Genomic DNA, 18666 nt, shown 5'->3' with positions numbered 1-18666 from the left:
GCCAAGCGAATCCGCACAGTGCGCGGAACCGACCTTGAGAGGCTGTCATGACTCGCTTCGCCCATTCCGCCCTTGCCGCCCTTGCCGCGCTCGTTGCGCTATCCACTCCCTTTGCCGCTCCGCTGGGCTTCAGCCAGGCGGCGCATGCCGCCGACCTGTCCATCTACACCGAGGATGACGGCAGCGTCTGCGGCGAGGCCTGGGTGCTGAACAAGATCACCGACCGCTTCTCCTACCAGGTGCATCACGTGCCGCATCTGCCGGACGTGGCGATCACCGATTTCCGCAACATCCGTCAGCATCGCTACGAGCCGGCGAGCGACGAATGGCCGATCGGCCGCCATTATTGCCGCGCCACCGTCAACCTGTCGGACGGCCGCGACCGCTCGATCTTCTACCTTATCGAGGAAGGCCAAGGCTTTGCCTCGATCGGCGACAATGTCGAGTTCTGCGTCTCGGGCTTCGATCGCTGGCTGGTCTATAACGGCCGCTGCCGGGTGCTGCGGTAAGTTCGTCGGCCCCATAGACCGTTGAGGTTGGCGCTCTACGGCGCCCCCTCTATCCTGCCGGACATCTCTTCCACTTGGGGGGAGATGTCGGCTTCGACGTCCAGCTCATTCTCAGCGCTGGCGATTGGCGAAAGCCTGCATGGCATCCGATCTCCTCCCTTTGTGGGGGAGATGTCCGGCAGGACAGAGGAGGGCGCTGTCCCTCCCTATCCTACGCTGGGCTGCTGGCCTCCAGGAGGCTCCGCCGGCGGCCCGCGCAAACAGGCCTCGCTCATGCCTGCTCCGCTTCCGCTGACTCACGCGGCCTTGCCGCCCGATATGTAAGCTTGGATCAGCTCGCCGAGCTGCTTCTGCAGTTCCGGCGCGTCGAGCATGTTGCGCCGTGCCGCGTTGTGGATCACGCCCTCGACCGCCGAGGAGAGCACGCGCGCCATCGTCTCGGTATCCTTGCGGCGCTTGCGGTACTGCGCGACGGCCGCGGCGTAATGTTCGAGATAGCGCGCCTGGAACGAGGCGTGCGCGGCGCGTGAGCCGCGATCGCCGGGCACCTCGTCGAGCAGCACCTGGTGCAGCGTCGGATGGATCGAGTGCGCGCCGATCATGCCGCGCACCAGCTCGCGCGCGAATTGCTTGAGCGGCTTCTCCTCCGCCGACGCTTCGCGAATCACCGACAGCACATGATCGAAGTGACGGCGCCGGATCGCTTCGACCAGGGCCAGCTTGTCGGGGAAATATTGATAGAGCGAGCCGATGCTGACGCCCGCGGCCTCCGCCACCTTGTTGGTGGAGAACCCCGCCCAGCCGAGCTCGCTCAGCACGTGAGCCCCGGCTTCGATGATCGCCTCGACGGTAGCGATCGAACGCGCCTGGCGCGGCAGCTTGCGCATGCGTGCGGCCGGCTTTGCAATGCGAGTAGACATGCTGGCCCGTCTCCCGAGAATATAAACAGGATACTCACATTCATTTCACCAACGCAAATGGGTCGCAACGATGAGTGCCAAGACCTTGCTGAAGGGCATGCTCGCCTACCAGGCCTGGGCGAACGATGAGCTGATAGAGAAGCTTGCCGGGACGGATCCGGCGAGTGACGCCGCACTACGCCACGCCGCGCTCCGCCTGATGAACCATATCCATGTCGTGTCGCGGATCTTTGCCGCGCACCTGAAGGGCGTCACCCACCCATGGCTATGCGAGCGACAATACGCCAGGCACGCCCGAGCCGCGCGAGCTGCGCGGCGCCTTGGCCGAGGTCGATCGCTGGTACCTCGACTACCTGGAAACCGTTTCGGAGCAAGGGCTTGCCGACCGGGTCGCCTTCGTCTTCACCGATGGCGACAAGGGCTGCATGGCGAGGCAGGAGATGCTGACCCATGTCGTCCTGCACGGCAGCTACCATCGGGGTGAGATCGGCCGCATACTGGCCGGGATCGCGGTCTCGCCGCCCTTGGATACCTATGCCGTCCATCTGCATCGCTCCGAACCGGCGCGCCGCCTGCAGAGCGAACGCAAAGCCGGCGGAGATTGATGGCACCGAATATGAGCTTTTAACTCACTTTCAAATGAGTAAGCTTTGATCGTCTCGCCTGGCCGGCTCATCTGTAGATGTTTCGGCTGGACAAGATGAAGCCGGCGTTCGGCGGCGTGTTCTCTATTGTGAGCACTTTGCTCGCATTGTGATATAAGGTTATGGCGCGGACGGATGGATTATCGGGCGATAGAAGCGGGGCGAAAATCTGTGGGCTGGGCCGTCACTTCGAAAGTGAGAGATTCGCTCACAATTTGCATGAGGTGCATCTTCGTGTAACCAAAATTCAATAACTGAAAATCATTGTGTTGCTTCGCTGGCTAGACAGTCGCGAGTCAGATATGCATAGACACGCCGGGTCACTCACGACCATTGGCAAAACGCAAGGGGCATCGCATGGCAAAGACGACAACCAAGGCGCCGGCGGCGAAAGCGCCGGCAAAGAAGCCGGCAGCTAAGGCTGCCGCGAAACCTGCAGCAGTGAAGAAGGCAGCGGCGCCGAAGGCAGCCGCCAAGGCTCCGGCCAAGGCAGCAGCCAAGCCGGCAGCCAAGGCCGCGGCCAAGCCCGCCGCCAAGGCCGCGACCAAGCCCGCCGCCAAGGCAGCGGCCAAGCCGGCTGCAAAGGCAGCAGCCAAGCCCGCCGCCGCCAAGAAGCCGGCAGCGAAGGCCGCGGCCAAGCCCGCCGCCAAGGCTCCGCTGAAGGCCGCCGCCGCCAAGGCGCCGGCAGCCGTGAAGAAGGCAGCTCCGGCGAAGAAGCCGGCCGCCAAGAAGTAATCGCGTAGCTTCGCTTGGCCGGCGCAAACGGGTGACGGTGGGTGCCACCCAGGCACCCCTCTCGCCAATTCGGTGTCAGAGCGAAGTCGGAGCGGACGCTCCTCCTAAAGCTCTCGGAAATTTTGCTGCCAGCAAAACTTCCGGGAGCTTTTTTGTTGCGCTCCGGCGCCGGCAAAGAACATTGGCTAATCCGGATCGGCCTGCTGGCCGTTGCCCTTCGGACGCTGATCGGTCAACAGTGCCGCAAACAACCGGGAACCCAATCATGCCGAAACTGCTCTATGCTTCCACGTCCCCCTACAGTTCGAAGGTCCGCATGGCGGCCGTCTATTCCGGCATCGCCATCGACCTCGTGCCGGTCAAGACGGACGACAGGCCCGCCGACCTGATCTCGGCCAATCCGCTCGGCAAGATCCCGGTGCTGGTGCTGGAGGACGGCCGCTCGATTTATGACAGCCGCGCCATCACCCAGCATCTCAACCGCCTGTCGAAGAACGCGCTGTTTCCGCGCAATCCCGACAAGCGGCTCGACGCGGAGGTTCTGGAGGCGCTTGCCGACGGCATCTGCGACTGTGCGCTGTCGATGGTCTATGAGCGGCGCACGCGGCCGGAGGCGATGGTCTATCAGCCTTGGCTCGACCGGCAATGGACGAAGATCGCCACCGCGCTCGACCTGATCAACGCCAACCCGCCGAAGCTGCCGAAGAAGATCACCGCCGGCCACATGGCGCTGCGCGCAACGCTTGGCTATCTCGCACTGCGCTTTTCCGGCCAATGGGAAAAGGGCCGCGGCCGGCTCGTGCGCTGGGCCGCTAGGTTCGATGAGAAGTTTCCCGAGTTGAAAGCAAGCGTGCCGGGGTAGATACAGCTAATCTCCGCCACGTGGCGGAGATTGGCAGCTTCGGCCTCGCGCACCAACCTTGAACCCCGTGCGCTTCCATGCTTGCCTGACATCACCCAAGTCGGAGTGCTGAGCATGGCAAAGCCCTCAACCAATGTCGCGCCGGACCCGATGGTCGCACGCCTGCGCGCCGCCCTCGGGCAACGCGCCTTCACCGAACAAAAAATGTTCGGCGGCACCTGTTTCATGATCAACGGCAACATGCTGATCGGCACCTCGAAGCGCGGGCTTCTGGTTCGTGTCGGCAAGGACGCGCATGCGGCTGCCGCAGCACTTCCTCATGCGAGCACGATGGAGATGGGTGGGCGCCCGATGGAAGGCTATATCCGCGTCGCGCCGGAAGGCACGACGACGGATGCCGATCTTGCCGGGTGGCTCGATCGCGCTTTGGCCTTCGTCGACACGCTGCCGGCGAAGGTGAAGGCCAAGCCGCCGAACGGGTCGACATGATGGCTGACTGAGGGGCGCACCTTTGTCGGTTTTGCGGGCACAAAAAAAGCCGGGCGCAAGGCCCGGCTTTTCCGTGTCGTGGCTTCTACGACTTAGAACTTCATACCGACGCCGAACGTGACGCGGTTGTCTTTCGACTTGACGCTGCCGATGTTGTCGAAGTCCTTGCGGCCGTAATCGGTATAGCGGTACTCGACACGACCGAACACATTGTCGGTGATCTTGATGTCGGTGCCGACACCGGCCGTCCAGCCCCACATGCCCTTGCTGTCGCTACCGATCGGAGTCGAGATCTTCTGATCCTTGGCGGCGAGACCGCCGGTACCATAAAGCAGGATTTCCGGGGTCACGGCATAGCCGAGGCGAGCGCGCAGCGACCCTTCGAGGCCGCCCTTGGCATTGATGCCAGCGCTGTCGCCTTTGACGCCGTTGTAGCCGAGATCGGCTTCAGCGCCGTAGACGAAGTTCTCCTGCTGCCAGTTGTAGCCGCCGAACACGCCGCCGATGAAGCCCTTGGTCTTCACATTGACGCCGACGTCACGAGCATCTGCATGGCCGCCGAAGCCGTAGCCGAGGCTGATACCGGCATAGGGGCCAGCCCAGGAAGCGACCGGAAGCTCGGCAACCGGAGCGGGAGCCGGCGGCTCTTCGGAAACGACGTCGGCTGCAAAGGCGGTACCACCAAAGGCGAACAGCCCGAGCGCAGCGGCAAGCGGCGCGAATTTGAGATTGGTCTTCATTGTTCTACTCTCCTTAAGCCACAAGACACTTAGGCTTTTTTTGTTTATGAAACGCCCCGGCCCGCCCGGGGGGATAAACGGGCTCGGCGCTCAACGGTTCCAAATGTCGTGCTGAAATGCGGCTGAAGCGAACCTGAACTTGGGTCATTCCCAGGCACGAATAAGGCCGAAAGGTGACGTTGCATCTTCGCAACAGCGAATGTCAGCAGGCTAATCATGTTGCGCTGCACGCCGCTTGGTTCAAGGGGTCCAGCGACATATATTGCCATGGACGGTGCCCCATATCCAGCGGGGCGCAAATGCATCCGGGCCGCTTCGCCACATTCCTGCCCCAGGTGGAAATGGCATTTAACGCTTGGCCCGTCACATTGTGCCGGCTTCCCGGAATCGTGAAGCCGATTGAGGATTGACACCATGAGACAAGCCACAGCCGTCGCGCTGGTGACGGGTGGAGCAAGGCGGATCGGCAAGGCGATCGTCGAGGATCTGGCCGCCAATGGCTTCGCCGTCGCCATCCATGCCAACCGGTCGAGCGGCAAGGCCGAGGTGCTGGCGGATAAGATTACGGGCGAGGGCGGCCACGCCGCCGTGGTCCCCGCCGACCTCACCGACATGGATGCCGTCGGCGATCTTGTCGGCAGGGCGCAAGCCGAACTCGGCCCCGTCACGCTGCTGGTCAACAACGCGTCCTTGTTCGTCGACGACCGCGTGGAGGATTTCGACTGGCGGGCCTGGGACCGCCACTTCGCGATCCATGTGAAGGCGCCGGCGCTGCTGGCGCAGAATTTTGCCCGTGCTTTGCCCGAAGGCGAGGAGGGGCTGATCGTCAACATCGTCGACCAGCGCGTCTGGCGCCCGACGCCGCGCTATTTCTCCTACGCGCTGTCGAAATCGGCGCTCTGGACGCAAACGCAGATGCTGGCGCAGGCGCTCGGGCCGCGCATCCGTGTCAATGCCATAGGCCCCGGGCCGACCTTGAAGAACAAGCGTCAGGATGACGATGATTTCGGCAAACAGGTCAAGGGCCTGATCCTGAAGCGCGGCCCGCAATTGCCCGAATTCGGCGCCACGATCCGCTATCTCTGGCAGGCGCGCTCGGTGACGGGCCAGATGATCGCGCTGGACGGCGGCCAGCATCTTGCGTGGCAGACGCCCGATGTGACAGGCATGGTGGAATGAGTCCCGCAGCCCAAAGACATAAAAGCAACGGAACCGCCGATGATGTGCCGCCCGATGTCGATCTCGACATCGAGGACGAGGCGGCGGAGGAGATTGTCGAGCCGGAGTCAGTCCCGACCGGCCCCGATGTCGCCTTCACGGCCATAGACTGGACGCCGCACGCCGGCGACGCCGACGGCATGATCGGCGCTGAGGTGATCCAGACCTTCGTCAAGCGGCTGCCCAACCAGCCCGGCGTCTATCGCATGATGAACGCGGCCGGCGACGTGCTCTATGTCGGCAAGGCGCGCAGCCTGAAGAAGCGCGTCACCAACTATGCGCAGGGACGTTTCCACACTGCCCGCATCGGCCGCATGGTGCGCGAGACGGCGACGATGGAATTCGTCGTCACCCGCACCGAGATCGAGGCGCTGCTGCTCGAGGCCAACCTCATCAAGCGGCTGAGGCCGCGCTTCAACGTCTTGATGCGGGACGACAAATCGTTCCCCTATATCTTGCTCACCGGCGACCATGTCTCGCCCGGGATCTATAAGCATCGCGGCGCGCGCTCGCGAAAAGGGGACTATTTCGGTCCCTTCGCCTCGGCCGGCGCGGTCGGCCGCACCATCAATTCGCTACAGCGAGCTTTCCTGCTGCGGAGCTGCACGGATTCTTTCTACGAAAACCGCACGCGGCCCTGCCTGCTCTACCAGATCAAGCGCTGCGCCGGTCCCTGCACCGGCGAGATATCGCATCAGGGCTATGCCGAGCTCGTCGCCGAGGCCAAGGATTTCCTCTCCGGCCGCAGCCAGAAGGTGAAGACCGAGATTTCCGCCGCCATGCAGCAGGCTGCGGAAGAACTCGATTTCGAGCGCGCCGCGATCTATCGAGACCGCCTTGCGGCCCTCTCGCATGTGCAGGCGCATCAGGGCATCAATCCGCAGACGGTGGAGGAGGCGGACGTCTTCGCCATCCACCAGGAAGGCGGCCAGACCTGCATTCAGGTGTTCTTCTTCCGCACCGGCCAGAACTGGGGCAACCGCGCCTATTTCCCCAAGGCCGATCCGGCGCTGGAGCCGGCCGAGGTGCTGGGCTCGTTCCTGGCGCAATTCTATGACGACAAGCTGCCGGCGCGTACGCTGCTGCTCTCGCAGACCGCGCAGGAGCAGGAACTACTCGCCGAGGCGCTCTCCACCCATGCCGGCCGCAAGATCACGATCTCGGTGCCGCAGCGCGGCGAGAAGAAGGACCTGACCGATCACGCGCTGCAGAATGCGCGCGAGGCGCTCGGCCGCAGGCTGGCCGAGACCTCGACCCAGGCCCGGCTGCTCAAGGGTTTTGCGGACACCTTCGGCCTGGAAAAGCCGCCGGTGCGCATCGAGGTCTATGACAACTCGCACATCATGGGCACCAACGCGGTCGGCGCCATGGTCGTCGCCGGCCCCGAAGGTTTCGTGAAGAACCAGTACCGGAAATTCAACATCCGCTCGACCGAGATCACGCCCGGCGACGATTTCGGCATGATGCGCGAGGTGATGCAGCGGCGTTTCTCGCGGCTTCTGCGCGAACATGGCGACGAGCAGAAATCACCGGCCTCGGAAGACGCGGAAGCCCAGGACGCCGGCGAGGAGGATCTGGTCACCGGTAATGGCAGCTTCCCAGCCTGGCCCGACGTCATCCTGATCGACGGCGGTCAGGGCCAGATGACGGCGGTGCGCCAGATCCTGGCCGATCTCGGCGTCGAGGACAGGGTCGTCGCTATCGGCATCGCCAAGGGCCCGGATCGCGATGCCGGCCGCGAGCGCTTCTTCGTCAAGGGCCGGGACTCCTTCATGCTGCCGGTGCGCGACCCCGTGCTCTATTTCGTCCAGCGCCTGCGCGACGAGGTGCACCGCTTCGCCATCGGCTCGCATCGGGCGCGGCGCAAGAAGGAGATGGTGAAAAGCCCGCTCGACGAGATCGCCGGCATCGGCCCCGGCCGCAAGCGGGCCCTGCTTCACGCCTTCGGCACCGCCAAGGCGGTCAGCCGCGCCGCGGTCGAAGATCTGGTCAAGGTCGACGGTATTTCCGAACACGTGGCGAAGCTGGTCTACAATCATTTTCATGAGAGCTGACGCGCTCGCGCGCAGGGACGTCCCAAAGGGTGTACCTTACTCCGACCTTCACGCCATTTTTCCCTGTCCAATCGAATCTCGACAGTTGACCCCCTACATTGGCTTCTGATTTGAGTACGACTGGCGGAGGAGATTTCCCGAGACGACATGGCACAACGCGCGTTCAACCTGCCGAACATCCTCACCTATGCCCGCATCGTGGCGGTGCCGCTGGTCGTGCTGTGCTTTTTTCTCGAAGGTCATCTGAAGTCGTCCGACTTCGCCCGCTGGTCGGCGCTGGTCATTTTCCTGCTCGCCTCCATCACCGATTACTTCGACGGCTATTTCGCACGCGCCTGGCAGCAGACCTCCAACATCGGCAAGATGCTCGACCCAATCGCCGACAAATTGCTGGTCGCCACCTGCCTGCTTCTGCTTGCCGCCGACACCGACCGCCATGGCGGCATCGCCGGCTGGTCGCTCTGGGCGGCAATCATCATCCTGTGCCGCGAGATCCTGGTGTCGGGCTTGCGTGAATATCTGGCCGCCTTGAAAGTCTCGGTGCCGGTGACCCAACTCGCCAAATGGAAGACCACCATCCAGATGGTCGCCATCGCCTTCCTGCTGGTCGGTCCGGCCGGCGACAAGATATTTCCGCTGACCACCCAGATCGGCCTCGTGCTTTTGTGGGTTGCGGCCCTCGTCACGCTCTACACCGGCTATGATTATTTCCGCGCCGGCCTCAAGCACATCATGGACGAGTGAAGACAATGTCCACGAAGCTCATCTATTTCGCCTGGGTACGCGAGCGGATCGGCAAGCCGGAAGAGCATGTCGAATTGCCTGCCGGCATCGAGACGGTCGCCGACCTGCTGCGCTGGCTGAAGTCGCGCGGCGAGGAGTATGAGAACGCGCTGCAGTATCCGGACGTCATACGCGTCGCCATCAACCAGGAACATGTCGGCCATCGCGAGAAGATTGCCGGCGCGCGCGAGATAGCGCTGTTTCCACCGATGACCGGGGGCTGAGATGGCCGGCGCGATCGTGCCCGCCATCCGCATCCAGCGCGAGGACTTCGACGTCGCCGCCGAGATCGCCGGCCTGACCGCGGGGCGCGCCGATATCGGCGCCGTGGTCACATTTTCCGGCCTTTGCCGCGACGAACAGGGCGCGCTGTCGGCGCTCGAACTCGAGCACTATCCCGGCATGGCGGAGGCCGAGATCGGCCGCATCGCCGCGCAAGCCCTCGAGCGCTGGCCGCTGCAGGGGCTTACCGTCATCCATCGCCACGGCAAGATCGCGCCGGGCGAGAACATCGTGCTGGTGGTCGCGGCCTCGTCGCACCGCCAGGCGGCCTTCGAGGCGGCGAATTTCCTGATGGATTATCTGAAGTCGCGCGCACCCTTCTGGAAGAAGGAGCACCGCGCCGACGGCTCCGAGGGCGGCTGGGTCGAGGCCAAGGAAGCCGACGATCGCGCCGCGGACCGCTGGAAGAAACAGCGCGAATAATGCATGTCGCCCAGAAGTGTGCAGCGGTTCTGGGGCAACGACATTCATCAGAAAAAACTGCCGTTCGGCCATCGAACGACCGCAATCCTTCCTAAGCCTGCCGGTTGGTTTGATTTGCTTGGCGGAGCAATCTCATGCTGGACCGGATCGCGGAGTTCTTCATCTTCGGGCTGGTGCCGCTGGTCGTCGGCGTGCTTGCCGTGCCGGAAGTGACCAAGGCCGGCGAGAGGGCAATCGCGGGCGAGCTGACCTATCGCGAGCGCATCGCCCTGCCGCCCGATGCCGTTCTCATGGTCGAGCTCGCCGACGTCTCGCTGGCCGATGCGCCGGCGACCGTGATCGCCAAGCGCAGGATAGCGCCCGCCGGCCAGGTGCCGATCAAATTCGAGATCGGTTTCGACCCCAAGGCGATCCGGAAGGGCCGGACCTACGCTCTGCAGGCGCGTATCACGGTCGGCGAACGGCTGATGTTCATCACCGATACAAGCCACCAGCTCGATCCGCTGGCCGGTGGTCGTCAAGGCATCGTGTTGAAACGGGCTGGTTGACCGCGCCGCTGCAACCGCCTAGCCTCGCTTGAAAATGGGGATGGGGTTCCCCCGAAACCGCCCTTGTGGCTGATGACTCCTGCCAGGCGTGCTGTTGCGCGGCAGGTTTGTTTTCCCGCTCGCATCATGCCTGATCTCGTGAAGTGATTCCGGTGCGGAATCGCGTTGGAAAGGCATTGAAGCGATGACCCTTGCGGCTTGCGCCCTGGTCCTGATCGGCGGTTTCCTCGGCGGCGTCTCCCGCTTTTTCCTGTCCGGCGTGGTAGGCCGCGGCGTCGGCGAGACCTTTCCCTGGGGCACGCTGGCGGTCAACGTTTCCGGCGCCCTTGCCATTGGTGCCTTCGCCGGCGCGGCGCGCTCGGTCGGCGGGGTCTTCGCCAGCGATCTCGTGCGCGATCTGGTCGTGGTCGGCCTGTTCGGCGGCTACACCACGGTGTCGTCCTTCTGCCTGCAGACGCTGAACCTCGCGCTCGACGGCGAGGCCCGGCTCGCCGCCTTCAACGTCGCCGCTTCGGCGGCGCTGTGCGTGCTGTTCGTCGCCCTCGGCTTCTGGGCGGTAGTATGGGCTGCGGGCTGAGCAATGGTGGATAGACAGATGGCAATGCGGCTTTATCTGGCGGTCGGCTGCGGCGCGGCGATCGGCTCGCTGGCCCGCTTCCTGTCGGGCTACGTCATCGTCTCGCTGCTCGGTCTGAACGCGCTGTGGTCGACCGCCTTCGTCAATGTCGTCGGCTCCTGGGTGATCATGACCTTCGCCACGCTGACCGGGCCGGATGGCCGCCTGATGGTCGGCCAGTCCGGACGCAATTTCGTCATGGCCGGCTTCTGCGGCGGGCTCACCACGTTTTCGGCGATGAGCCTCGACACCTTCCTGCTGTTCGAGGACGACTGGCCGCTGGCCGCGGCCTATCTCGTCAGTGTGGTCGCTCTGTCGCTGGCTGCCGCATGGCTGGGCTATCTCGTGGCGTCCAGGCTCAACCGTTTGCCGGTCGGCAGGCGATCGGGCTAAAACGTGATCAGGGAGAAGAACATGGAACTTCCCGCGCAATGCGCGCTGCTCAGGATCTTCTTCGGCGAGGACGACAGGGCCGCTGACGGCAAGCCGCTGCACGAGGCGATCGTCATCAAGGCGCGCGAGGCGGGCATGGCCGGCGCCACGGTGCTGAGAGGTCCGCTTGGCTTCGGCCGTTCCAGCGTGCTTCACACCGCCAAGATCCTGCGCCTGTCGCAGGACCTGCCGATCGTCGTCGAGATCGTCGACGCGCCGGAGAAGATCGATGCGCTGATCCCGGCGATCAAGGCGCTGACCAGTGAAAAGAGCTGCCTGATTACCAGGGAGAAGGTGGAGGTCATCCGCTACGGCGACGGGGATTGAACCCGCCGTCTCCCATCACCCGCCACGAAGCCTGCGGCCGATCGTCGTTTCGTCGAAGATACCGGCCGAAAAGAGTTTCATGGCCTCTATCGCCAGGTCCGACGCCTCAGAACTGCCTATGACGATGCCGCGCTCCTCGCAGACCTCGTCATAGATACGCTTCAACAGGGCGAGGTCGTCCGGATAGGCAAGGCCACTTTCAGAAACATGAGGCTTGATCATGCTTCGCTCCCTCGGTTCGGCGGAAGCGCGGCCCACAGCCGCCCAGCGCTATTTTGTCGCCGATTTCGCTGAACCTAGGGCAGGCGGCGGACGTGACCACCCGTCTTAAACAAAAACGGCCCGCCTGGTCGGGCCGTTCCGTAAAACTTGAACTTAAGCCTCAGCCGACGATCTCGGTATCCGAGAACCAGTACTTGATTTCCTGCGCGGCGGTTTCCGGCGCGTCCGAGCCATGCACCGAGTTCTCGCCGATCGACAGCGCGTGCACCTTGCGGATGGTGCCTTCGGCGGCGTTGGCCGGGTTGGTGGCACCCATCACTTCGCGGTTCCTGGCGATGGCGTTCTCGCCTTCCAGCACCTGCACGATGGTCGGCGCCGACGACATGAATTCCACCAGCTCGCCGAAGAACGGGCGATCCTTGTGAACGGCGTAGAAACCTTCGGCCTCGCGGCGGCTCATCCACACACGGCGCGATGCGATGACGCGCAGGCCGGCGTCCTCGAGCATCTTGGTGATGGCACCCGTCAGGTTGCGCCTGGTCGCGTCGGGCTTGATCATGGAGAAGGTGCGTTCGATCGCCATAGAGTCGTCCTTGTTCTGGGAATGGAAATTAGGGTGGCGGGCTCTATACAAGCCGCCCGGCGGCTTGCCAAGGGGAGGCGGGGGTTCTGGTCAAGGAGAACCCTTTGCGGGATAAATAGGCGGCTGCGAAAATCCTTCACATGGAAATCCGGGACGTTGCGGCAGCGGAGTGAAGGCGATGAACTGGCCTTATCTCAGGCGGGGGGATATCCGCGGTATCATCATCATGGCCGCGGTTCTTGCCGCGATCGTCTTCGGCGAGCTGCTCTTTCCACGGCTCGGGCAGCAGAATTTCGGCTTTGGTCCGGAGTGGCAATGCATCCGGATGGAAAAGGGCGACCCGATCTGCGTCAAGCTGGTGGAGAAGGACGGGCCGGCCAACGAGCGCGGGAAGTAGCCGCTAAAACTCAACCTCTATGGTCAATGTCGGCGTATCGCCGGCCTTGAGACCTTCGCGCTGGCGCACCGGGGCCTTGACCGGCAACAGCAGGCTGCCGGAGGTCTTGTCGGGGAAGAGCGATGTCTGCCACCTGGTCTCGCCGATGCTGGCCGTGACGCCGAGCGAGCCCCAAGGGCGCGCCAGTCCCGCCATCGCCGCCTTGATCCGCGCCGCGACGTCCGCCGGCAGCGTCACGAAATGCCAGCCGCCCTTGCCGGGGTAAACCCAGATCTTGGCCCGCATCTCATAGCGCAACATGGCAGTCCGGTGCTCGCCGCGTTCACGCCGCGGCCGCGACCTGCCGGCCGATCCCGCCATGCAGGTCGAGGCAGCGCTCGAACCAGCGGACGATGTTGTCGCTGTCGTCAAGCAGCTGGAAAGGCGAGGCGATGCGCCCCCATTGCAGCGCGCCGAAGACGATGTAGTCGGCAAATAGCGGCGAGGCTCCGCCGATGAAGGGCTGGTAGGTGAGCATCGAGCGCAGCGGCTCCAGCGAGGCGCGGAAGCCGGCGAGCCCGGCATCGCGTCCGGCCACCACCTCTTCCAGCCGCTTGCCATAGCGCCGTTCACGATCCTCGCGGAAGTAGCGGCCATTCGTCTCGTCCTGCATCTCATGCAGGTCGGTAAGGGCCACGGTTGCGATGTAAGGATGGATGGTGAACTGCGACCAGCGTTCGATGAAGCGCGCCATCGCCTTGCCGCCTTCGCCGCCGAACAGCGTCGGCCGCTCCGGATAGGCTTCGTCGAGATAGAGCGCTATAGCGAAGGAATCGGCCAACACGCGCTCCCCGTCGCGGATCACCGGCACCGTCTTCGACACGCCGCCTTCCACCTTGGGCACTTCGAGGAAGCGCGTCGGCACCTTGGTCGCGGTGAGCCCCTTGTGGGCCAGCGCCATCTTCGTCTTCCAGCAATGCGGGCTGAACGGGCGTTCGGTGTCGTGGCCGACGAGGTCATAGAACAGAATGGCCATTACGGTTCCTGCGGGTTACGAAGAGCCGGGATTCATTGTGACCCGGATGGAAGAATGAAACAGCATTTCATGATGTTTGCGGCCTACAATCAATGGGCCAACACGCGCATCTATGATGCCGCCGCCGATCTCGACGAAGAGGAACTCGGCCGCGACATCGGCGCCTTCTTCGGCTCGATGCTCGGAACGCTCAACCATCTGCTCGTCACCGACCGCGTCTGGATGAAGCGCTTTACGGGCGAGGGTGACGCGCCCTCGAATCTTGCGACGATCCTCTATCGCGCCTTCCCGGGCTTGCGCCTGGCACGCGAGGCCGAGGATAGGAGGATCGCCGACTGGGTGGGCGGCATGACCGACAAAGCGTTCACCGGACGTTTTGCCTATATGACGACCGACATGCGCACCGTCTCGCAGCGGCTGGCGCCGGCGCTCAGCCATCTTTTCAACCACCAGACCCATCATCGCGGCCAGGCGCATATGTGTCTTACCGTCCTCGGCCGGCCATCGGTGCCGCTCGACCTGATGCTGTTTCAGCGCTCGGAGGAAGGCCGCGCCTACGCTTGATCGCGGCGATCGCCTACGGCTTTCCGATCGCCGATTGTCGATCACACTCAAACATCAGGGAAAACTTGTATATCCTTTTGAAACAACGAATTTTTCCCTGAAAAAGTGGAACCCTGACCGGGCCCGTTCGTATTCCCCTTGTTCCCTCTCGCACAGTCATCCGCCCGGACACGGCGCTCCGGCGATGCGTTGCGGAAAAATGTGGCAACGAAGGAGAAATACCATGAATGGTATCGTAGAAAAAATCGCCGGCACGTTGGTCGGCGGCATCGCCATTCTAGCCGTGCCGGCCAATGCTGCCGGTCTCGACATCGGCTTTGGCATCGACAACACCGGCGTCGCCGCGGGCAGCCCGAGTGGCGCGGGGGCCGGAGCGGGCTCCTCGATCGGCGGTTCAACCGGTCTCGGCACGGGCTTTGGCAGCAATATCGGTGGCGTCGGTGTCGGCGGCACCGGCACCGGCGGCTTGAACGCCGGCAGCACCGGGTCGATCGGCGCCACCGGCACGACCACCGGCACTTCGTTCGGTGCGACGGGCGGCATCGGCGGCACCGGCACCGTGGCCGGCACCGGCGGCTTGAACGCCGGCACCACCGGGTCGATCGGGGCTACCGGAACGACGGCGACCGGCACCTCGTTCGGTGCGACGGGCGGTATCGGCGGCACCGGCACCATGGGCGGCACCGGCGGCTTGAACGCCGGCGCCAGCGGCTCGATCGGCGGCGCCACCAGCACGACCACCACCGGCACTTCGTTCGGTGCGACGGGCGGCATCGGCGGCACCGGAACCGTGGGCGGCCCCGGCGGCTTGAACGCCGGCACCAGCGGCTCGATCGGCGGCACCACCGGCACGACCAGCGGCACCTCGCTCGGTGCAACAGGTAGCGTCGGCGGCACCGGCACCGTGGGCGGCGCTGGCGGCTTGAACGCCGGCACCAGCGGGTCGATCGGGGGCGTCACCGGCACGACCACCACCGGCACCTCGTTCGGCACGACGGGCGGCATCGGCGGCGCGGGTGGCATCGGCGGCGCGGGCGGCATGACGGCTCACTGAAGCGCTCTCAGGAAGAGGCAGCCCCCGCCAGGGCGGAAGCTGCCTCCGCTTCGCGCCATCGTCGTGCCCTTCGAGCTTGCATCGAGGCCAATCACACGCTCCCCTTCCACATGGGCCGGTCATAGTGGAGCAACTCTATGCGCGCAGCGATGCCGAACGAGCGCGTCGCGACTCGCTAAGCAGGCTCAAATCTCGATCTCATTTACCCATATGGTACTAAATAAAAAACTTAAGAAAATTATTATATAGTCCTAAGTGACGAATATAGATTTTGAAAACCACAACGTGTCAGCGGGAGCGCCTTGGCGAAACCGGGCGAAACTTCGCGCGTAACTCATCCGTGTATTCAGTGTTGGTGTGCAGGCAATGCTTGCATACCCAGTGCTGAATGTGCTGTCGTGAAAAAGGAGAATGTCATGCGCGATATTATTGAAAAAGCCGCCGTTACCCTGACCTTTGGCACGATCGTGGCCATTTTGGCCATGCCTGCGAACGCCGCGGGTCTTGGTGTTGGGGTAGGCGCATCTGTCGGTGGATCCGGCGGTGCCAATGCTGGGGTTGGCGCGTCTGTCGGTGGTGGTGGCGGCATCAACGCCGGCCTTGGCGCCTCGGTCGGTGGCTCAGGTGGCGTCAACGCCGGGGCCGGCGCATCTGTGGGCGGCTCGGGCGGCACCCACGCCGGCGCCACAGCCTCGGTCGGCGGCGCAAACGGCGTCAACGCCGGCGTCGGCGCCAATGTCGGAAACGGCATCAACGCCGGTCTGGGCGCTAGTGTTGGAAGCGGCATCAACGCCGGCGTCGGCGCCAACGTCGGCAACGGCGTCAATGTTGGTCTGGGGCTCGGTATTGGCAGCAACCCATCCAATCCAGGCAACCCCAGTAACCCGTCCAATCCCAGCACCTCCACCAAACCGGGCTTGCCTGGCGCCGCCGCCAGCATGTCCGGCAATCAGTTGGCGCGCATGAAGAAGCGCTGCGTCGATGTGCTTTCGAGCGAGGGGTCTTATGACAGCGACCTCAAGGCTCTCTGCCTGATGATCGCGCGCCGCTGAGACATGTCGCCCGAAAGCGCGGCGGTTTTGGGTGACCCACATGCATCGACAACATTGGCGCACGATCTGAGCCGAAGGTTCGGCAGGATCGTGCGCCAAGTCACAGCGCCATACCGTTCCCGGTGCCGGCGCAACGAGTTCAACCAGGAGTGTCGACCAGCCGTGAGGCTCTGCGGCCCACCGCGTCGCCGGCCGCAGTGGCACGCTGACGAGAAACCTCTGGGCAGTCGAAGAGTCTTTGGTGTGGGCTCCCTGCTTGCCCGTCACCACAGGCGGTCCGACCGCCCATTAACCACACTTGAATTGAAGCTAATATATTAGGACTTCCTTGGCGCCTGCGCTCCACAATAAGCCAGTTGCAGTGGGAGCAATGACATGCGCATCGATTTGTCCCCCACGAGTTGGGGCAGGATCGTGGTGGTCACCGTCGCCGGCACCGCCTTTTTCATTGCGGCCGCCTTCTTCGTCGATTCCTTCAATTTTCCGTCGCTGTCGCCGCAGGCTTTGCTCTGGGCCAAGCTCACCGACCTTTTCCTGCCGCTCGTCCTCGGCGGCTCGTTCCTGTTCTTCTTGATGTGGAAGATGCGCCAGCTGGCGATCGCCCAGAAGGAGCTCAGCATCGTCGCCGCGACCGACAGCCTGACGGCCGTCTTCAATCGCGGCGCCTTCTCGATGCTGGTGGAGGCTTATCTGGAGCAGGCGCGCAGCCATGACGTCGCCGATTCCGGCGCGCTGCTGATCGTCGACGCCGACCATTTCAAATCGATCAACGACCGTCTCGGCCATGACTGCGGCGACCAGGCCCTGAAGCTGATCGCCAGCACGATTCAAGGGCAATTGCGCGGCGCCGACATTGTCGGCCGCATCGGCGGCGAGGAATTCGCGGTCTTCCTGCCGGGCGCCGACGCGACGCGCTCCTTCCTGGTCGCGGAATCGATCCGTCTGCGCATCCGCGAGGCCAGGTTCGCGCCCGGCGGTCAGCCATGGCCGCTCTCGGTCAGCATCGGCGGCATCGCCTTCAGCGGTCCAACCACCTATCACGACATGTTCCAGGTCGCCGACAAGCATCTCTACAAGGCAAAATCGAACGGACGCGACCAGGTGAGCTTCGAAAGCCCGCGCGGTGTGCCGTCGGGCGACATCGCCGGCACGATCCACTGAACGGCTCTTCGCGGCAGGAGCTTGGCTGAACCGCTCTCAGCGGCGGCTGCTGTTGAATCGGCGGCACCTTGTTCATGCCGCAGAAATACGGGGTCGACGAGCCGGTGCCGCAGCTCTGTCACCGGCAGCTCATCATCCCTTCGTCAACGCGGCCGAGCCGGCCGTGCCGATCACCGAAGCTTCGCCGGCGGCCGCCAAGCCGGATGACGGCACGGAAATTCCGCCATCGGGCGAACTGACCTGCGGGTCGGTTCATAGATGGCAGGCTTCCTGAAAAGGAAGTGTCTTGCTGTCAGGCGGCGAAGCCGCCATGGCCGCGCGCCACGGGCTTGGCCGAGACGATCGGCTGCTCCGAGGGCCAGAGCACGCCGGCCGTCACCGCGAAGGTGATCAGCGCGTCGCGCGCGGCCTCGACCGACACTTCTCCGCTCCGCGCGGCCTCGCAGGCCTTCACCGCGGCGCCGTAGCTGAGGCGCCGGCGCGACGGCGGAAACTCGGTCAGGAAGTCATGCATGTCGAACAGCGAGGCGATCATGCGCTTGTGGCCGGCGCCGACGCTGAGGGCGACCGGGGTGAAGAACGTCCTGTCGTACATTCGGACCTCTCGAGATGGAAGGATCGTGGCAGGGCCGCCACCGCTCCGGTTGGGGTAAGACGCTCGACAACGCGGCTCGCGCCAACAGGTTCCAGGACGGTCGCCAGGTGGCCGCTGGTCAACGTGCAACAAGACATGCGTGGGTTGCCGACGAGAAGGTGTCCGGCATGATCATTGTGATCAGTTCGGGACGTCGTCGAGGCGATCGACGAGATAGTCTGTCGAGGTTGCACCGGATCCGTTGCCCCTGATCACTCGCACCAAGGCGACCCGATTACCCGGAGCGACGCCCGTCACAGGCTCGCATCTGCCGATGAACATGGTGCCTTGCAGGCGGGCGGGCAGGGCGGCCGTGCACTGGTCCATCCCGGCATAGATGGCTGGCCGCGTGTCCACCACATGGCAGGCCTGCAATTGCGCGCCGCAGGTAAGCAGGATCAT

General features: G+C 64.0%; 27 protein-coding genes and 1 riboswitch. Of the genes, 19 read left to right on the top strand and 8 right to left on the bottom strand.

Features of this window, described 5'->3' with window-relative positions; all coding sequences use genetic code 11:
• Positions 1 to 47 precede the first annotated feature (47 nt).
• Entirely contained in the window at positions 48 to 509 is a 462-nt protein-coding gene (locus FJW06_RS18670; protein WP_140753680.1) for a hypothetical protein, read from the top strand.
• Positions 510 to 805: 296 nt separating this feature from the next.
• Here FJW06_RS18670 and FJW06_RS18665 read toward each other — a convergent pair whose 3' ends face one another.
• Complete coding sequence (locus FJW06_RS18665) at positions 806 to 1429, bottom strand: TetR/AcrR family transcriptional regulator (RefSeq protein WP_348644057.1); 624 nt, start codon at positions 1427 to 1429, stop codon at positions 806 to 808.
• Positions 1430 to 1749: 320 nt separating this feature from the next.
• Here FJW06_RS18665 and FJW06_RS30960 point away from each other — a divergent pair, with 320 nt between their 5' ends.
• The 4 genes from FJW06_RS30960 to FJW06_RS18640 all read left to right on the top strand — a co-directional run bounded on the left by FJW06_RS30960 (position 1750) and on the right by FJW06_RS18640 (position 4159).
• A complete protein-coding gene (locus FJW06_RS30960; protein ID WP_348644056.1) occupies positions 1750 to 2034 on the top strand; it encodes a DinB family protein in 285 nt (94 codons plus the stop codon).
• Between the two features lie 396 nt (positions 2035 to 2430).
• Positions 2431 to 2808 carry a hypothetical protein gene (locus FJW06_RS30210; protein WP_181178421.1) on the top strand — a complete coding sequence of 126 codons (378 nt, stop codon included), beginning with the start codon at positions 2431 to 2433 and terminating at the stop codon, positions 2806 to 2808.
• A gap of 265 nt (positions 2809 to 3073) precedes the next feature.
• A complete protein-coding gene (locus FJW06_RS18645) occupies positions 3074 to 3670 on the top strand; it encodes a glutathione S-transferase family protein (protein ID WP_140753679.1) in 597 nt (198 codons plus the stop codon).
• A gap of 114 nt (positions 3671 to 3784) precedes the next feature.
• Complete coding sequence (locus tag FJW06_RS18640; RefSeq protein ID WP_181178419.1) at positions 3785 to 4159, top strand: TfoX/Sxy family protein; 375 nt, start codon at positions 3785 to 3787, stop codon at positions 4157 to 4159.
• Between the two features lie 92 nt (positions 4160 to 4251).
• Here FJW06_RS18640 and FJW06_RS18635 read toward each other — a convergent pair whose 3' ends face one another.
• The gene (locus FJW06_RS18635; protein WP_140753678.1) at positions 4252 to 4899 is read right to left on the bottom strand and encodes an outer membrane protein; all 648 of its coding nucleotides are present in this window, start codon (positions 4897 to 4899) and stop codon (positions 4252 to 4254) included.
• Positions 4900 to 5313: 414 nt separating this feature from the next.
• Here FJW06_RS18635 and FJW06_RS18630 point away from each other — a divergent pair, with 414 nt between their 5' ends.
• The 9 genes from FJW06_RS18630 to FJW06_RS18590 all read left to right on the top strand — a co-directional run bounded on the left by FJW06_RS18630 (position 5314) and on the right by FJW06_RS18590 (position 11582).
• Positions 5314 to 6078 carry an SDR family oxidoreductase gene (locus FJW06_RS18630; protein WP_140753677.1) on the top strand — a complete coding sequence of 255 codons (765 nt, stop codon included), beginning with the start codon at positions 5314 to 5316 and terminating at the stop codon, positions 6076 to 6078.
• The gene (gene uvrC, locus FJW06_RS18625; RefSeq protein WP_140753676.1) at positions 6075 to 8171 is read left to right on the top strand and encodes an excinuclease ABC subunit UvrC; all 2097 of its coding nucleotides are present in this window, start codon (positions 6075 to 6077) and stop codon (positions 8169 to 8171) included. Before FJW06_RS18630 ends, uvrC begins: the two co-directional genes overlap by 4 nt.
• Positions 8172 to 8318: 147 nt before the next feature.
• Complete coding sequence (gene pgsA, locus FJW06_RS18620; protein ID WP_040984724.1) at positions 8319 to 8915, top strand: CDP-diacylglycerol--glycerol-3-phosphate 3-phosphatidyltransferase; 597 nt, start codon at positions 8319 to 8321, stop codon at positions 8913 to 8915.
• Between the two features lie 5 nt (positions 8916 to 8920).
• The gene (gene moaD, locus FJW06_RS18615) at positions 8921 to 9178 is read left to right on the top strand and encodes a molybdopterin converting factor subunit 1 (RefSeq protein ID WP_040972157.1); all 258 of its coding nucleotides are present in this window, start codon (positions 8921 to 8923) and stop codon (positions 9176 to 9178) included.
• 1 nt (position 9179) lies between these two features.
• Positions 9180 to 9659 carry a molybdenum cofactor biosynthesis protein MoaE gene (locus FJW06_RS18610; RefSeq protein WP_140753675.1) on the top strand — a complete coding sequence of 160 codons (480 nt, stop codon included), beginning with the start codon at positions 9180 to 9182 and terminating at the stop codon, positions 9657 to 9659.
• A 134-nt stretch (positions 9660 to 9793) separates the two neighbouring features.
• On the top strand, positions 9794 to 10207 hold the full coding sequence (locus FJW06_RS18605; protein WP_140753674.1) for a YbaY family lipoprotein: 414 nt from the start codon (positions 9794 to 9796) through the stop codon (positions 10205 to 10207).
• Between the two features lie 27 nt (positions 10208 to 10234).
• A riboswitch (Fluoride riboswitch) is annotated at positions 10235 to 10296 on the top strand.
• A gap of 95 nt (positions 10297 to 10391) precedes the next feature.
• Entirely contained in the window at positions 10392 to 10784 is a 393-nt protein-coding gene (gene crcB / locus FJW06_RS18600) for a fluoride efflux transporter CrcB (RefSeq protein WP_140753673.1), read from the top strand.
• Positions 10785 to 10802: 18 nt separating this feature from the next.
• A complete protein-coding gene (gene crcB / locus FJW06_RS18595; RefSeq protein ID WP_246674689.1) occupies positions 10803 to 11216 on the top strand; it encodes a fluoride efflux transporter CrcB in 414 nt (137 codons plus the stop codon).
• Positions 11217 to 11237: 21 nt separating this feature from the next.
• Positions 11238 to 11582, top strand: a complete 345-nt coding sequence (locus tag FJW06_RS18590; protein ID WP_042638010.1) for a DUF190 domain-containing protein — start codon at positions 11238 to 11240, stop codon at positions 11580 to 11582.
• 15 nt (positions 11583 to 11597) lie between these two features.
• Here FJW06_RS18590 and FJW06_RS18585 read toward each other — a convergent pair whose 3' ends face one another.
• Complete coding sequence (locus FJW06_RS18585) at positions 11598 to 11804, bottom strand: hypothetical protein (protein WP_140753672.1); 207 nt, start codon at positions 11802 to 11804, stop codon at positions 11598 to 11600.
• Positions 11805 to 11964: 160 nt separating this feature from the next.
• Positions 11965 to 12387, bottom strand: coding sequence for a nucleoside-diphosphate kinase (gene ndk / locus FJW06_RS18580; protein ID WP_140753671.1), 423 nt, complete (start codon positions 12385 to 12387; stop codon positions 11965 to 11967).
• A gap of 178 nt (positions 12388 to 12565) precedes the next feature.
• On the opposite strand from ndk, the gene FJW06_RS18575 reads away from it, so the two are divergent.
• A complete protein-coding gene (locus FJW06_RS18575; protein WP_140753670.1) occupies positions 12566 to 12784 on the top strand; it encodes a hypothetical protein in 219 nt (72 codons plus the stop codon).
• A 3-nt stretch (positions 12785 to 12787) separates the two neighbouring features.
• Here the strand turns inward: FJW06_RS18575 and FJW06_RS18570 are convergent, their stop codons facing one another.
• Both FJW06_RS18570 and FJW06_RS18565 read right to left on the bottom strand, forming a co-directional pair.
• The gene (locus FJW06_RS18570) at positions 12788 to 13084 is read right to left on the bottom strand and encodes a DUF1905 domain-containing protein (RefSeq protein WP_140753669.1); all 297 of its coding nucleotides are present in this window, start codon (positions 13082 to 13084) and stop codon (positions 12788 to 12790) included.
• A gap of 22 nt (positions 13085 to 13106) precedes the next feature.
• Positions 13107 to 13799, bottom strand: coding sequence for a glutathione S-transferase family protein (locus FJW06_RS18565; RefSeq protein ID WP_140753668.1), 693 nt, complete (start codon positions 13797 to 13799; stop codon positions 13107 to 13109).
• A 54-nt stretch (positions 13800 to 13853) separates the two neighbouring features.
• Here FJW06_RS18565 and FJW06_RS18560 point away from each other — a divergent pair, with 54 nt between their 5' ends.
• From FJW06_RS18560 to FJW06_RS18545, 4 genes are all read left to right on the top strand, one after another.
• Positions 13854 to 14363, top strand: a complete 510-nt coding sequence (locus FJW06_RS18560; protein ID WP_140753667.1) for a DinB family protein — start codon at positions 13854 to 13856, stop codon at positions 14361 to 14363.
• A 223-nt stretch (positions 14364 to 14586) separates the two neighbouring features.
• Positions 14587 to 15417 (top strand): hypothetical protein, encoded by an 831-nt coding sequence (locus FJW06_RS18555; RefSeq protein ID WP_140753666.1) that lies wholly within the window; start codon positions 14587 to 14589, stop codon positions 15415 to 15417.
• Positions 15418 to 15833: 416 nt separating this feature from the next.
• Positions 15834 to 16469: a hypothetical protein gene (locus FJW06_RS18550; protein WP_140753711.1), complete on the top strand. Its 636-nt coding sequence runs from the start codon at positions 15834 to 15836 to the stop codon at positions 16467 to 16469.
• A 375-nt stretch (positions 16470 to 16844) separates the two neighbouring features.
• Complete coding sequence (locus FJW06_RS18545; RefSeq protein ID WP_140753665.1) at positions 16845 to 17630, top strand: GGDEF domain-containing protein; 786 nt, start codon at positions 16845 to 16847, stop codon at positions 17628 to 17630.
• A gap of 292 nt (positions 17631 to 17922) precedes the next feature.
• On the opposite strand, the gene FJW06_RS18540 is transcribed toward FJW06_RS18545, so the two are convergent.
• Both FJW06_RS18540 and FJW06_RS18535 read right to left on the bottom strand, forming a co-directional pair.
• The gene (locus FJW06_RS18540; RefSeq protein ID WP_140753664.1) at positions 17923 to 18225 is read right to left on the bottom strand and encodes a DUF982 domain-containing protein; all 303 of its coding nucleotides are present in this window, start codon (positions 18223 to 18225) and stop codon (positions 17923 to 17925) included.
• A 180-nt stretch (positions 18226 to 18405) separates the two neighbouring features.
• Positions 18406 to 18666: a hypothetical protein gene (locus FJW06_RS18535; RefSeq protein WP_140753663.1), complete on the bottom strand. Its 261-nt coding sequence runs from the start codon at positions 18664 to 18666 to the stop codon at positions 18406 to 18408.

Origin of the sequence: Mesorhizobium sp. B4-1-3 (assembly GCF_006439355.1) — a bacterium.
GTDB lineage: Bacteria > Pseudomonadota > Alphaproteobacteria > Rhizobiales > Rhizobiaceae > Mesorhizobium.
Note: the sequence above shows the minus strand (reverse complement) of the source record. Positions and strands in the feature narration are given on the sequence as shown.